Below are 14,103 nucleotides of genomic sequence, written 5' to 3'. Positions count from 1 at the left end.
TTTTCGTGAATACCATGCGGAATGACCGATTTTTACCGTTGGTAGTAAAACATTATCTTCAAATCAATAATCATCATGAATGTTTTGTTTATAATTGGTTGATCCTACTTTCATTATGATTTGCTCATATTTGGTAGAACATGTAACCATGGATTCACATATGCCATATACTTTGACCATGAGGGATGCTTGCGTGGCGTTTCATGGTGAACAGGAGATTTTTCAATGATTAAACGCGTATTGGTTGTTTCAATGGTAGGTCTGTCTCTTGTCGGTTGTGTTAATAACGACACCCTGTCAGGGGATGTTTATACCGCTTCTGAAGCGAAACAAGTACAGAATGTCAGCTATGGCACCATCGTTAACGTACGTCCGGTACAGATTCAGGGCGGTGATGATTCCAACGTTATCGGTGCAATTGGCGGTGCTGTTCTTGGTGGTTTCCTGGGGAATACTGTTGGTGGCGGAACCGGGCGTTCTCTGGCTACTGCAGCAGGCGCTGTTGCAGGTGGCGTAGCTGGTCAGGGCGTACAGAGTGCAATGAACAAAACGCAGGGTGTCGAGCTGGAAATTCGTAAAGACGATGGTAATACCATCATGGTGGTACAGAAACAAGGCAACACTCGTTTCTCTCCGGGCCAACGTGTCGTACTGGCCAGCAATGGCAGTCAGGTGACCGTTTCTCCGCGCTAAATAAGTTTGCGTGTGGTCAGGTTACTGACCACACGCCCCCTTCATTTCACCCTTTGGCCTGTAACTCAATGATATTATGCTCAAGTTTTGCGATGAGCGTAATCAGTTGCTCCAGTTCCTCTGCGGAGATGCCATGTAATATTTCCGCGCGGGTTTTGTTAATAACAGCTTCCATTTCGCTGATCAGCGGCTCTGCCTTTTCCGTCAGTTTAATACGTTTAGCCCGACGATCGCTGGCACAAGTTTGACGCGAAATTAACCCTTTTTCTTCCAGTTGGTCCAGAGTACGGACCAGTGATGGCTGCTCGATGCCAATCGCTTTTGCCAGTTGAATTTGCGACTGGTCTGGAGGTAACTGATGGATATTGTGTAACGTAACCCAATGGGTTTGTGTTAACTCCAGCGGTTTCAGGCGATGGTCTATCAGAGCACGCCATATGCGCACCAACCGTGCCAGATCAGAACCTAGTGGCGATTCCAATTTCATCTCCTTATAATTAGCTTGCTAAGATATTATGCGGCTTTTAGAATAGTGTGCAGCAATTGTATTGCTAAAACAAATGTATTGCTGCATTTGGTTACCGTCAGACATATTTTTCAGAAATTGCGCGTAAATTTTTCGCACTTAAAGAATATTTATTAATCTAACGCAATATATTCGGTCGTAAAGGAATCTACTTTGTGAAGTTTATGCTCAATGCAACAGGATTGCCCTTACAAGATCTGGTGTTCGGTGCGTCCGTCTACTTTCCTCCGTTTTTCAAAGCATTCGCGTTTGGATTCGTCATCTGGCTTGTCGTACACCGCCTGCTTCGTGGCTGGATCTACGCCGGTGACATCTGGCATCCCTTGTTAATGGATTTATCGCTGTTTGCGATTTGCGTTTGCCTTGCTCTGGCAATACTGATTGCGTGGTAACTATGTCAATTAAAACAATTAAGTATTTCTCAACAATCATTGTAGCGGTAGTTGCGGTTCTTGCCGGATGGTGGCTGTGGAATTATTACATGCAATCTCCGTGGACACGCGACGGGAAAATACGCGCAGAACAGGTTTCTATCACCCCACAGGTGTCGGGACGTATTGTTGAGCTGAATATAAAAGACAACCAGCTGGTTAACGCGGGGGATCTTCTGCTCACGATCGATAAAACGCCCTTTCAGATCGCCGAGCTGAACGCACAGGCTCAGCTGGCGAAAGCGCAATCTGACCTCGCAAAAGCCAATAACGAAGCGAATCGTCGTCGTCATCTCTCACAAAATTTTATTTCTGCCGAAGAACTCGATACCGCTAACCTCAATGTTAAAGCGATGCAGGCCAGTGTTGATGCCGCACAGGCGACGCTGAAACAGGCACAATGGCAACTGGCGCAAACGGAAATTCGCGCCCCGGTGAGTGGATGGGTGACTAACCTTACTACCCGCATCGGCGATTACGCTGATACCGGGAAACCGCTGTTTGCCCTTGTCGACAGCCACTCGTTTTACGTCATTGGTTATTTTGAAGAAACCAAGTTGCGCCATATCCGCGAAGGTGCACCAGCACAAATTACCCTCTATAGTGATAACAAAACGTTACAGGGTCACGTTTCCAGTATCGGTCGGGCGATTTATGATCAGAGCGTTGAAAGTGACTCAAGCCTTATTCCGGATGTTAAACCTAACGTCCCCTGGGTTCGACTCGCCCAACGCGTTCCCGTCCGCTTTGCGCTGGATAAAGTCCCAGGCGATGTCACGTTGGTGTCGGGCACCACCTGTAGCATTGCCGTAGGTCAATAATGAACGCATCGTCATGGTCCTTGCGCAATTTGCCCTGGTTCAGGGCCACGCTGGCGCAATGGCGTTATGCGTTACGCAATACCATTGCCATGTGTCTGGCGCTGACGGTTGCCTATTATTTAAATCTGGATGAACCCTATTGGGCGATGACCTCGGCTGCAGTGGTTAGCTTTCCCACCGTTGGCGGTGTTATCAGCAAAAGCCTCGGACGCATCGCTGGCAGTTTGCTCGGAGCCATTGCGGCACTGCTTCTTGCCGGGCATACGCTCAATGAGCCGTGGTTTTTTCTATTGAGCATGTCGGCGTGGCTTGGCTTTTGTACCTGGGCCTGTGCGCACTTCACGAATAACGTCGCGTATGCATTTCAACTGGCGGGCTACACGGCTGCCATCATCGCCTTTCCGATGGTTAATATTACTGAGGCCAGCCAGCTGTGGGATATCGCTCAGGCGCGCGTTTGCGAGGTAATAGTCGGTATTTTGTGCGGCGGCATGATGATGATGATCCTGCCGAGCAGTTCCGATGCTACTGCCCTTTTAACCGCATTGAAAAACATGCACGCCCGATTACTGGAACATGCCAGTTTACTCTGGCAGCCTGAAACAACCGATGCCATTCGTGCAGCACATGAAGGGGTGATTGGGCAGATACTGACCATGAATTTGCTGCGTATCCAGGCTTTCTGGAGCCACTATCGTTTTCGCCAGCAAAACGCGCGCCTTAATGCGCTGCTCCACCAGCAATTACGTATGACCAGTGTCATCTCCAGCCTGCGACGTATGTTGCTCAACTGGCCCTCACCGCCAGGTGCCACACGAGAAATTCTCGAACAGTTGCTGACGGCGCTCGCCAGTTCGCAAACAGATGTTTACACCGTCGCACGTATTATCGCCCCGCTACGCCCGACCAACGTCGCCGACTATCGGCACGTCGCCTTCTGGCAGCGACTACGTTATTTTTGCCGCCTTTATCTGCAAAGTAGTCAGGAATTACATCGTCTGCAAAGCGGTGTAGATGATCATACCAGACTCCCACGGACATCCGGCCTGGCTCGTCATACCGATAACGCCGAAGCTATGTGGAGCGGGCTGCGTACATTTTGTACGTTGATGATGATTGGCGCATGGAGTATTGCTTCGCAATGGGATGCCGGTGCCAATGCATTAACGCTGGCAGCAATTAGCTGCGTACTCTACTCCGCCGTCGCAGCACCGTTTAAGTCGTTGTCACTTCTGATGCGCACGCTGGTGTTACTTTCGCTATTCAGCTTTGTGGTCAAATTTGGTCTGATGGTCCAGATTAGCGATCTGTGGCAATTTTTACTGTTTCTCTTTCCACTGCTGGCGACAATGCAGCTTCTTAAATTGCAGATGCCAAAATTTGCCGCATTGTGGGGGCAACTGATTGTTTTTATGGGTTCTTTTATCGCTGTCACTAATCCCCCGGTGTATGATTTTGCTGATTTTCTTAACGATAATCTGGCAAAAATCGTTGGCGTCGCGTTGGCGTGGTTAGCGTTCGCCATTCTGCGTCCAGGATCGGATGCTCGTAAAAGCCGCCGCCATATTCGCGCGCTGCGCCGGGATTTTGTCGATCAGCTAAGCCGCCATCCAACACTGAGTGAAAGCGAATTTGAATCGCTCACTTATCATCACGTCAGTCAGTTGAGTAACAGCCAGGATGCGCTGGCTCGCCGTTGGTTATTACGCTGGGGTGTAGTGCTGCTGAACTGTTCTCATGTTGTCTGGCAATTGCGCGACTGGGAATCGCGTTCCGATCCGTTATCGCGAGTACGGGATAACTGTATTTCACTGTTGCGGGGAGTGATGAGTGAGCGTGGCGTTCAGCAAAAATCACTGGCGGCCACACTTGAAGAATTACAGCGGATTTGCGACAGCCTTGCCCGTCATCATCAACCTGCCGCCCGTGAGCTGGCGGCAATTGTCTGGCGGCTGTACTGCTCGCTTTCGCAACTTGAGCAAGCACCACCGCAAGGTACGCTGGCCTCTTAATTACTTAATTACACCACAGGCATAGCGTTCACCGCCACCGCCCAGCGGTTTAGGTTGATCGGACATATTATCGCCGCCAACGTGGACCATCAGCGCTTTGTCTTTGATTTCATCCAGTGATTTCAGACGAGGCGCGATGACGGCATCGGTAGCTTTGCCGTCATTATTGACGACCAGTGCAGGCAGATCGCCTAAATGCCCGGCACCTTCTGGCCCTTCATGTTTACCGGTATTTTGTGGATCAAGATGCCCGCCTGCGGATTCCGCGGCGCTGGCTTTGCCATCTTTGGTGGCTGGCTGGCAGCTTCCTTTGGCATGAATATGGAAGCCATGTTCACCGGGGGGTAATGCTTTCAGATCGGGCGAAAACTCCAGACCTTTATCGGTTTCAGTAATGGTGACGCTACCAATTGACTGCCCTACCCCTTGCGACGTGACGAGGTTCATCTCGACTTTTTCACTGGCAGCTTGTGCGCCGGTTGCAACAACCAGCGCCAGAATAGCCAGACTAAAACGTTTCATAGGACCTCCGTTCATTGTGCATTCCTGAATAAGTGTAAACCAGTGACACATTTTTGAACGGCGGCTATTCCTAAAAGTGCTTACGGTACGTCGTACCCCAGTGCCGCTTTACGGATACGAAACCATTGTTGACGGGTCATTTTCAGTGTTTCTGCTTCGACAGCTGCCCGTACGCGCTCAATTTTACCTGAACCGATAATTGGCAGCGGCTGCGATGGTAAACGTAATACCCAGGCGTAAACCACCTGTTCAATCGAGCCCGCGTTTAACTCCTCTGCCACCACAGCCAGTTCATCACGCAGCGGCTGGAAATAATCATCATTAAACAGACGACCACCACCAAGGCAGGACCACGCCATCGGACGAACACGCAGTTGTTGTAGTTGGTCGAGCGTGCCATCCAGCAGTAACGGCTGATGCACCGGGGATATTTCCACCTGATTAGTGGCAAGGGTAAACGGCAGACGTGATTGCAACAGGGCAAATTGCGCAGGCGTAAAGTTCGATACGCCAAAATGACGCACTTTGCCGCTCTGATGCAGATGTTTGAACGCGTCCGCCACTTCATCGGCATCCATTAACGGGTCTGGTCGGTGGATTAACAGCAAATCCAGATGATCGGTCGCGAGATTAATTAGCGACTGTTCGGCGCTCTTAATGATGTGATCGCGGTCAGTGATGTAATGACCAATGACGTTTTCTTCACGCGCGGTCGTCGCGATACCGCATTTACTGACGATTTCCATCCGTTCACGCAGGTGAGGTGCCAGTTTCAGTGCCTCGCCAAACGCCGCTTCGCACTGATAGCCACCATAAATATCAGCATGGTCCACGGTGGTCACGCCGAGATCCAGATGCTCTTCAATAAAACTGACCAGCTGGCGGGCGGACATATTCCAGTCCATCAATCGCCAGTAGCCCATCACAAAACGGGAAAACTCCGGGCCTTGCGGCGCAATAGTAATACGCTGAACCATAATCGCTTCCTCTTATCAGATATGAGAGGAGTATACGCAAGATTAGGTTCAAAAGAGTGATGGTTGCTCCGGTTCGTCTGATGACGCTGGCTTATTTGCGCGTAATTTGCGCATTAATCGCTGCCGACAAAGGCGCAGCACCTCTTGTTTTTCGCCATCGCTCATTTTATTCCAGTTAAAACGCTCATCACGACTACGAAAACAGCCGCGACAAAACCCGCGTTCGTCAGACTGGCAAATTCCCCGGCACGGGCTCTGGACGGGAAAGAACTCTAATTGCTCCGCCACTTCGCCCTCCTCAGATAAGATTATTACCATTATTGAAGCTGTTAATGTCCAAAGTAGCAACTTTGCTTGCACTAGACCGACTGGTCTACTACACTCCAACGCATGAACAAACACACCGAACATGATACTCGCGAACATCTCCTGGCGACGGGCGAGCAACTTTGCCTGCAACGTGGATTCACCGGGATGGGGCTAAGCGAATTACTAAAAACCGCTGAAGTGCCGAAAGGGTCCTTCTATCACTACTTTCGCTCTAAAGAAGCGTTTGGCGTTGCCATGCTTGAGCGTCATTACGCCGCATATCACCAGCGACTGACTGAGTTGCTGCAATCCGGCGAAGGTAACTACCGCGACCGCATACTGGCTTATTACCAGCAAACACTGAACCAGTTTTGCCAACATGGAACCATCAGTGGTTGCCTGACAGTAAAACTCTCTGCCGAAGTGTGCGATCTGTCAGAAGATATGCGCAGCGCGATGGATAAAGGTGCTCGCGGCGTGATCGCCCTGCTCTCTCAGGCGCTGGAAAATGGCCGTGAGAACCATTGTTTAACCTTTTGTGGCGAACCGCTGCAACAGGCACAAGTGCTTTACGCACTGTGGCTTGGCGCGAATCTGCAGGCCAAAATTTCGCGCAGTTTCGAGCCACTGGAAAACGCGCTGGCCCATGTAAAAAACATTATTGCGACGCCTGCCGTTTAGCAGGCATTTTTTATCACCAGACGACCGGGAGCCTTTATGTCATCTGAAAAACTGTATTCCCCACTGAAAGTGGGCGCGATCACGGCGGCAAACCGTATTTTTATGGCACCGCTGACGCGTCTGCGCAGTATTGAACCGGGTGACATTCCTACCCCGTTGATGGCGGAATACTATCGCCAACGTGCCAGTGCCGGTTTGATTATTAGTGAAGCCACGCAAATTTCTGCCCAGGCAAAAGGATATGCAGGTGCGCCTGGCATCCATAGTCCGGAGCAAATTGCCGCATGGAAAAAAATCACCGCTGGCGTTCATGCTGAAAATGGTCATATGGCCGTGCAGCTGTGGCACACCGGACGCATTTCTCACGCCAGCCTGCAACCTGGCGGTCAGGCACCGGTAGCGCCTTCAGCACTTAGCGCGGGAACACGTACTTCTCTGCGCGATGAAAATGGTCAGGCGATCCGTGTTGAAACATCCATGCCGCGTGCGCTTGAACTGGAAGAGATTCCAGGTATCGTCAATGATTTCCGTCAGGCCATTGCTAACGCGCGTGAAGCCGGTTTTGATCTGGTAGAGCTCCACTCTGCTCACGGTTATTTGCTGCATCAGTTCCTTTCTCCTTCTTCAAACCATCGTACCGATCAGTACGGCGGCAGCGTGGAAAATCGCGCACGTTTGGTACTGGAAGTGGTCGATGCCGGGATTGAAGAATGGGGTGCCGATCGCATTGGCATTCGCGTTTCACCAATCGGTACTTTCCAGAACACAGATAACGGCCCGAATGAAGAAGCCGATGCACTGTATCTGATTGAACAACTGGGTAAACGCGGCATTGCTTATCTGCATATGTCAGAACCAGATTGGGCGGGGGGTGAACCGTATACTGATGCGTTCCGCGAAAAAGTACGCGCCCGTTTCCACGGTCCGATTATCGGCGCAGGTGCATACACAGTAGAAAAAGCTGAAACGCTGATCGGCAAAGGGTTAATTGATGCGGTGGCATTTGGTCGTGACTGGATTGCGAACCCGGATCTGGTCGCCCGCTTGCAGCGCAAAGCTGAGCTTAACCCACAGCGTGCCGAAAGTTTCTACGGTGGCGGCGCGGAAGGCTATACCGATTACCCGACGTTGTAATCCAACATTGCGAGCGGCGTAAAGCCGCCGCTATACTAAAACAACATTTTGAATCTGTTAGCCATTTTGAGGATAAAAAGATGCGTCTTCTTCATACCATGCTGCGCGTTGGCGATTTGCAACGCTCCATCGATTTTTATACCAAAGTGCTGGGCATGAAACTGCTGCGTACCAGCGAAAACCCGGAATACAAATACTCACTGGCGTTTGTTGGCTACGGCCCGGAAACCGAAGAAGCGGTGATTGAACTGACCTACAACTGGGGCGTGGATAAATACGAACTCGGCACTGCTTATGGTCACATCGCGCTTAGCGTAGATAACGCCGCTGAAGCGTGCGAAAAAATCCGTCAAAACGGGGGTAACGTGACCCGTGAAGCGGGTCCGGTAAAAGGCGGTACTACGGTTATCGCGTTTGTGGAAGATCCGGACGGTTACAAAATTGAGTTAATCGAAGAGAAAGACGCCGGTCGCGGTCTGGGCAACTAATCTCCTGCCGGGCGTGAACTCATCGCGCCCGCATCTTTACTGCATCGACAAGTAATATTTGTCATAATGCGCGCTGCAATTTATCCGTATTAAGAGAATCAGATGTCCGATAACGCTCAACTTACCGGTCTGTGCGACCGTTTTCGTGGTTTTTATCCTGTTGTGATCGATGTTGAAACAGCCGGATTTAACGCCAAAACCGATGCGCTGCTTGAGATTGCCGCCATCACCCTGAAAATGGATGAACAAGGCTGGCTGATGCCGGACACCACATTACATTTCCACGTCGAACCATTTGTCGGCGCAAATTTGCAACCAGAAGCCCTCGCCTTCAACGGCATTGACCCGAACGATCCCGATCGCGGCGCGGTCAGCGAATACGAGGCGCTGCACGAAATTTTTAAAGTTGTACGTAAAGGTATTAAAGCGAGCGGCTGTAACCGCGCCATTATGGTGGCGCACAATGCCAATTTTGATCACAGCTTTATGATGGCCGCCGCAGAACGCGCCTCACTGAAACGTAACCCGTTCCACCCTTTCGCCACTTTTGACACTGCTGCACTGGCCGGGCTGGCACTCGGACAAACCGTATTGTCAAAGGCTTGCCAGACCGCTGGCATGGACTTCGACAGCACCCAGGCGCACTCCGCGCTGTACGACACCGAACGCACTGCTGTGCTGTTTTGTGAAATCGTCAACCGCTGGAAACGTCTGGGAGGCTGGCCGCTATCTGCCGCCGAAGAGGTGTAATCGAGTCGATGCCTGATGACATGCAATGATTCAGGCATCTATAGTGAGGCTATTCCACGCATCCTGCATGATATTCACGGGGAATAGCGTTAATGGCAGATAATCCAGACCCTTCATCGCTCCTGCCGGACGTGTTTTCACCGGCGACCCGCGACTGGTTTCTTCGCGCCTTTAAACAGCCGACCGCTGTCCAGCCGCAAACCTGGCATGTGGCGGCGCGAAGCGAACATGCGCTGGTGATTGCACCGACCGGCTCCGGGAAAACGCTGGCAGCATTTCTCTACGCCCTCGATCGGCTCTTCCGCGAAGGCGGCGAAGATACCCGCGAGGCGCATAAGCGTAAAACCTCACGCATCCTCTATATTTCACCGATAAAAGCCCTGGGCACCGACGTTCAGCGCAACTTGCAGATCCCGTTGAAGGGTATTGCCGATGAACGGCGGCGGCGCGGCGAAACGGAAGTCAATCTTCGCGTAGGGATCCGTACTGGCGATACGCCTGCACAGGAACGCAGCAAACTCACCCGTAATCCGCCGGATATTCTGATCACCACACCCGAATCACTCTATCTGATGCTGACCTCCCGCGCGCGCGAAACGCTACGCGGCGTCGAAACGGTAATTATTGATGAAGTCCACGCGGTAGCGGGCAGTAAACGTGGTGCGCATCTGGCGTTAAGTCTGGAGCGGCTCGATGCGCTGCTCCACACCTCAGCACAGCGAATTGGCCTTTCTGCCACTGTGCGCTCAGCCAGCGATGTGGCAGCATTTCTTGGTGGCGATCGCCCGGTTACGGTAGTCAACCCGCCCGCAATGCGCCATCCGCAGATACGAATTGTCGTACCGGTCGCCAATATGGATGATGTCTCATCGGTCGCCAGCGGCACCGGCGAAGACAGCCATGCCGGCCGGGAAGGCTCCATCTGGCCATATATTGAAACGGGTATCCTTGATGAAGTGTTGCGCCATCGCTCGACCATTGTCTTTACTAATTCGCGGGGGCTGGCGGAAAAACTGACGGCACGATTAAATGAGCTTTACGCCGCACGCTTACAGCGTTCCCCGTCTATCGCCGTTGATGCGGCCCATTTCGAGTCGACCTCCGGCGCAACCTCTAACCGTGTACAAAGTAGCGACGTTTTTATTGCCCGCTCACACCACGGCTCCGTCTCTAAAGAACAACGAGCAATCACCGAACAGGCGCTGAAATCGGGTGAATTACGCTGCGTGGTCGCAACCTCCAGTCTTGAACTGGGGATTGATATGGGCGCGGTGGATCTGGTGATTCAGGTGGCAACGCCGCTTTCTGTTGCCAGTGGGTTACAACGCATTGGTCGCGCCGGACATCAGGTTGGCGGTGTATCTAAAGGGCTGTTTTTCCCCCGTACCCGGCGTGATTTAGTCGATTCCGCAGTCATTGTAGAGTGTATGTTCGCAGGCAGGCTGGAAAACCTGACACCACCGCATAATCCTCTCGACGTCCTTGCGCAGCAAACCGTTGCCGCCGCGGCGATGGATGCATTACAGGTAGACGAATGGTACTCCCGCGTACGCCGTGCCGCACCGTGGAAAGATCTGCCAAGACGTGTTTTTGACGCCACGCTGGATATGCTTTCCGGGCGCTATCCCTCTGGCGATTTTTCTGCTTTTCGCCCCAAACTGGTCTGGAACAGGGAGACCGGGATATTGACCGCCCGACCTGGCGCTCAATTGTTGGCGGTTACCAGCGGCGGCACCATTCCGGATCGTGGCATGTATAGCGTGTTATTACCCGAAGGTGAAGAAAAGGCCGGTTCGCGGCGGGTGGGTGAACTGGATGAGGAGATGGTATATGAGTCGCGGGTGAACGACATTATCACTCTCGGCGCTACCTCATGGCGGATCCAGCAAATCACCCGCGATCAGGTGATTGTGACTCCTGCTCCGGGTCGTTCTGCCCGGCTCCCCTTCTGGCGTGGTGAAGGTAACGGACGTCCGGCTGAATTAGGCGAGATGATCGGCGATTTTCTTCATTTGCTGGCGGATGGCGCGTTCTTTTCCGGGACTATTCCCCCGTGGCTGGCAGAAGAAAATACGATCGCCAATATTCAGGGGTTGATTGAGGAGCAGCGCAACGCGACGGGCATCGTTCCGGGGAGTCGCCATCTGGTCCTCGAACGGTGCCGTGATGAAATTGGTGACTGGCGTATTATTTTGCACTCTCCCTATGGAAGACGGGTGCATGAACCCTGGGCGGTGGCGATTGCCGGGCGAATACATGCGCTATGGGGCGCTGACGCGTCGGTGGTCGCCAGTGATGACGGCATTGTTGCACGTATTCCTGACACCGATGGTAAATTGCCCGATGCCGCGATTTTTTTGTTTGAACCAGAAAAGTTGCTGCAAATTGTCCGCGAGGCGGTAGGCAGCTCGGCACTTTTCGCCGCCCGTTTTCGCGAATGCGCCGCGCGGGCATTATTAATGCCGGGGCGCACTCCGGGCCATCGCACCCCGCTTTGGCAACAACGGCTGCGCGCCAGTCAGTTGCTGGAAATCGCTCAGGGATATCCGGATTTTCCGGTCATTCTCGAAACCCTACGCGAATGTCTGCAAGATGTTTATGATCTTCCCGCACTGGAACGTTTGATGCGTCGCCTGAACGGTGGCGAAATTCAAATATCCGATGTAACGACCACTACGCCCTCGCCTTTCGCCACAAGTTTATTGTTCGGCTATGTCGCGGAATTTATGTACCAGAGCGACGCCCCGCTGGCAGAGCGCCGGGCATCCGTACTGTCGCTGGACAGCGAGTTACTGCGCAATCTACTCGGACAGGTCGATCCGGGGGAATTACTCGACCCGCAGGTCATTCGCCAGGTGGAAGAAGAGTTGCAACGACTGGCTCCTGGCAGAAGAGCGAAAGGTGAAGAAGGATTGTTCGACCTGCTGCGCGAACTGGGGCCAATGACCGTTGAAGACCTGGCGCAACGGCATACAGGCAGCAGTGAAGAGGTTGCGTCGTATCTGGAAAATCTTCTTGCAGTAAAACGAATCTTCCCAGCGATGATTAGCGGACAGGAGCGTCTTGCCTGTATGGATGATGCCGCCAGGCTGCGTGATGCCCTCGGCGTACGACTACCAGAGTCATTGCCAGAGATTTATTTACATAGAGTCAGTTACCCGCTTCGCGACCTCTTTCTGCGCTATCTCCGGGCTCATGCTCTGGTCACGGCTGAACAACTGGCTCATGAGTTTAGTCTCGGTATTGCCATTGTCGAAGAGCAGCTTCAGCAACTGCGTGAACAGGGTCTGGTGATGAATCTGCAACAAGACATCTGGGTGAGCGATGAAGTATTTCGTCGTCTGCGTTTGCGCTCGCTGCAAGCCGCCAGAGAAGCGACGCGTCCCGTTGCAGCCACGACCTATGCGCGATTGCTGCTGGAACGTCAGGGCGTATTACCCGCCACCGATGGTAGCCCGGCGCTCTTTGCCTCAACATCGCCAGGCGTTTATGAGGGCGTAGATGGCGTGATGCGGGTGATCGAACAGCTTGCCGGAGTCGGTTTACCCGCCTCACTCTGGGAAAGCCAGATCCTGCCTGCCCGCGTACGCGACTATTCGTCAGAAATGCTCGATGAATTACTGGCAACCGGTGCGGTTATCTGGTCGGGGCAAAAAAAACTGGGTGAAGATGACGGCCTGGTGGCACTGCATCTACAGGAATATGCTGCAGAATCGTTCACTCCCGCCGAAGCGGATCAGGCGAATCGTTCGGCGCTGCAACAAGCGATAGTCGCTGTTCTGGCTGACGGAGGAGCCTGGTTTGCACAACAAATCAGCCAACGGATACGCGACAAAATCGGCGAATCGGTTGATCTCTCTGCCCTGCAAGAGGCGTTATGGGCGCTGGTCTGGCAAGGCGTCATCACCAGCGACATTTGGGCACCGTTACGCGCCCTCACCCGCAGCAGTTCCAACGCACGCACCTCAACTCGCCGCAGTCACCGGGCTCGTCGTGGACGTCCTGTCTATGCGCAACCCGTCTCGCCGCGGGTATCTTACAACACACCAAATCTGGCTGGACGCTGGTCGTTATTGCAGGTGGAGCCACTAAACGATACCGAAAGGATGCTGGCGCTGGCGGAAAATATGCTCGACCGCTACGGCATCATCAGTCGTCAGGCGGTGATAGCCGAAAATATCCCTGGCGGGTTTCCATCGATGCAAACGCTTTGTCGAAGTATGGAAGACTCCGGGCGAATTATGCGAGGTCGTTTTGTAGAAGGTCTGGGTGGCGCGCAATTCGCTGAACGTCTGACTATTGACCGATTGCGCGATCTGGCGACACAAGCCACGCAAACGCGCCACTATACACCAGTGGCGCTCTCTGCCAACGATCCGGCTAATGTGTGGGGAAATCTTCTGCCCTGGCCTGCACATCCGGCAACGCTGGTTCCAACGCGTCGGGCGGGTGCGCTGGTGGTCGTTTCTGGCGGCAAATTGTTACTCTATCTGGCGCAAGGTGGCAAAAAAATGCTGGTCTGGCAGGAAAAAGAGGAATTACTCGCCCCAGAGGTTTTCCACGCGCTGACTACCGCACTGCGTCGCGAACCACGGCTGCGCTTTACGCTAACAGAAGTGAATGATCTACCGGTCCGGCAAACGCCGATGTTTACGCTGCTGCGTGAGGCGGGATTTTCAAGTTCGCCACAAGGGCTGGATTGGGGATAGAGAAAGGACTGACGGATGCCCGTTCGCATCCGTCAGTATTGCAGGACGGA

13 protein-coding genes are annotated in these 14,103 nt (G+C 52.8%); 9 read left to right on the top strand and 4 right to left on the bottom strand.

The window, feature by feature from the left end:
• Nucleotides 1-225: 225 nt before the first annotated feature.
• A complete protein-coding gene (gene slyB, locus KXD89_RS10380; protein ID WP_000597196.1) occupies nucleotides 226-693 on the top strand; it encodes an outer membrane lipoprotein SlyB in 468 nt (155 codons plus the stop codon).
• Between the two features lie 46 nt (nucleotides 694-739).
• Here slyB and slyA read toward each other — a convergent pair whose 3' ends face one another.
• A complete protein-coding gene (gene slyA / locus KXD89_RS10375) occupies nucleotides 740-1,174 on the bottom strand; it encodes a transcriptional regulator SlyA (RefSeq protein WP_001296943.1) in 435 nt (144 codons plus the stop codon).
• A 200-nt stretch (nucleotides 1,175-1,374) separates the two neighbouring features.
• Here slyA and KXD89_RS10370 point away from each other — a divergent pair, with 200 nt between their 5' ends.
• Genes KXD89_RS10370 through KXD89_RS10360 form a run of 3 tightly spaced genes read left to right on the top strand, consistent with a single transcriptional unit; the run spans nucleotide 1,375 to nucleotide 4,483 of the window.
• Complete coding sequence (locus KXD89_RS10370) at nucleotides 1,375-1,611, top strand: DUF1656 domain-containing protein (protein WP_000670998.1); 237 nt, start codon at nucleotides 1,375-1,377, stop codon at nucleotides 1,609-1,611.
• A gap of 2 nt (nucleotides 1,612-1,613) precedes the next feature.
• Nucleotides 1,614-2,471: an HlyD family secretion protein gene (locus tag KXD89_RS10365; RefSeq protein ID WP_001300356.1), complete on the top strand. Its 858-nt coding sequence runs from the start codon at nucleotides 1,614-1,616 to the stop codon at nucleotides 2,469-2,471.
• On the top strand, nucleotides 2,471-4,483 hold the full coding sequence (locus KXD89_RS10360) for an FUSC family protein (RefSeq protein ID WP_000994333.1): 2,013 nt from the start codon (nucleotides 2,471-2,473) through the stop codon (nucleotides 4,481-4,483). The genes KXD89_RS10365 and KXD89_RS10360 overlap by 1 nt, the downstream gene beginning before the upstream one ends.
• Here KXD89_RS10360 and sodC read toward each other — a convergent pair whose 3' ends face one another.
• The 3 genes from sodC to KXD89_RS10345 all read right to left on the bottom strand — a co-directional run bounded on the left by sodC (nucleotide 4,484) and on the right by KXD89_RS10345 (nucleotide 6,270).
• The gene (gene sodC / locus KXD89_RS10355) at nucleotides 4,484-5,005 is read right to left on the bottom strand and encodes a superoxide dismutase [Cu-Zn] SodC (protein ID WP_001296937.1); all 522 of its coding nucleotides are present in this window, start codon (nucleotides 5,003-5,005) and stop codon (nucleotides 4,484-4,486) included.
• A gap of 80 nt (nucleotides 5,006-5,085) precedes the next feature.
• A complete protein-coding gene (locus KXD89_RS10350; RefSeq protein ID WP_000250656.1) occupies nucleotides 5,086-5,982 on the bottom strand; it encodes an aldo/keto reductase family oxidoreductase in 897 nt (298 codons plus the stop codon).
• A gap of 48 nt (nucleotides 5,983-6,030) precedes the next feature.
• Nucleotides 6,031-6,270 carry a DUF1289 domain-containing protein gene (locus KXD89_RS10345; protein ID WP_000840481.1) on the bottom strand — a complete coding sequence of 80 codons (240 nt, stop codon included), beginning with the start codon at nucleotides 6,268-6,270 and terminating at the stop codon, nucleotides 6,031-6,033.
• Between the two features lie 102 nt (nucleotides 6,271-6,372).
• On the opposite strand from KXD89_RS10345, the gene nemR reads away from it, so the two are divergent.
• The 5 genes from nemR (at nucleotide 6,373) to KXD89_RS10320 (ending at nucleotide 14,053) form a co-directional block, all read left to right on the top strand.
• Nucleotides 6,373-6,972 (top strand): DNA-binding transcriptional regulator NemR, encoded by a 600-nt coding sequence (nemR, locus tag KXD89_RS10340; protein WP_001032936.1) that lies wholly within the window; start codon nucleotides 6,373-6,375, stop codon nucleotides 6,970-6,972.
• A 36-nt stretch (nucleotides 6,973-7,008) separates the two neighbouring features.
• Complete coding sequence (gene nemA, locus KXD89_RS10335) at nucleotides 7,009-8,106, top strand: N-ethylmaleimide reductase (RefSeq protein WP_000093589.1); 1,098 nt, start codon at nucleotides 7,009-7,011, stop codon at nucleotides 8,104-8,106.
• 80 nt (nucleotides 8,107-8,186) lie between these two features.
• On the top strand, nucleotides 8,187-8,594 hold the full coding sequence (gloA, locus tag KXD89_RS10330; RefSeq protein WP_001237796.1) for a lactoylglutathione lyase: 408 nt from the start codon (nucleotides 8,187-8,189) through the stop codon (nucleotides 8,592-8,594).
• A 102-nt stretch (nucleotides 8,595-8,696) separates the two neighbouring features.
• Entirely contained in the window at nucleotides 8,697-9,344 is a 648-nt protein-coding gene (gene rnt / locus KXD89_RS10325) for a ribonuclease T (protein WP_001282283.1), read from the top strand.
• Between the two features lie 92 nt (nucleotides 9,345-9,436).
• A complete protein-coding gene (locus KXD89_RS10320) occupies nucleotides 9,437-14,053 on the top strand; it encodes an ATP-dependent helicase (protein WP_001310858.1) in 4,617 nt (1,538 codons plus the stop codon).
• Nucleotides 14,054-14,103 lie beyond the last annotated feature (50 nt).

The sequence above is a fragment of the Escherichia sp. TC-EC600-tetX4 genome (assembly GCF_019356055.1).
Classification (GTDB): Bacteria; Pseudomonadota; Gammaproteobacteria; order Enterobacterales; family Enterobacteriaceae.
The sequence above is the reverse complement of the archived record's forward strand: the minus strand, read 5'-3'. Positions and strand labels throughout refer to the sequence as shown.

Bases quoted from the DNA above. Each gene is read 5' to 3' on its own strand.
- slyB (WP_000597196.1), top strand. From the start codon at position 226: ATGATTAAACGCGTATTGGTTGTTTCAATGGTAGGTCTGTCTCTTGTC.
- KXD89_RS10365 (WP_001300356.1), top strand. From the start codon at position 1,614: ATGTCAATTAAAACAATTAAGTATTTCTCAACAATCATTGTAGCGGTA.
- KXD89_RS10360 (WP_000994333.1), top strand. From the start codon at position 2,471: ATGAACGCATCGTCATGGTCCTTGCGCAATTTGCCCTGGTTCAGGGCC.
- sodC (WP_001296937.1), bottom strand. From the start codon at position 5,005: ATGAAACGTTTTAGTCTGGCTATTCTGGCGCTGGTTGTTGCAACCGGC.
- KXD89_RS10350 (WP_000250656.1), bottom strand. From the start codon at position 5,982: ATGGTTCAGCGTATTACTATTGCGCCGCAAGGCCCGGAGTTTTCCCGT.
- nemR (WP_001032936.1), top strand. From the start codon at position 6,373: ATGAACAAACACACCGAACATGATACTCGCGAACATCTCCTGGCGACG.
- nemA (WP_000093589.1), top strand. From the start codon at position 7,009: ATGTCATCTGAAAAACTGTATTCCCCACTGAAAGTGGGCGCGATCACG.
- gloA (WP_001237796.1), top strand. From the start codon at position 8,187: ATGCGTCTTCTTCATACCATGCTGCGCGTTGGCGATTTGCAACGCTCC.
- rnt (WP_001282283.1), top strand. From the start codon at position 8,697: ATGTCCGATAACGCTCAACTTACCGGTCTGTGCGACCGTTTTCGTGGT.
- KXD89_RS10320 (WP_001310858.1), top strand. From the start codon at position 9,437: ATGGCAGATAATCCAGACCCTTCATCGCTCCTGCCGGACGTGTTTTCA.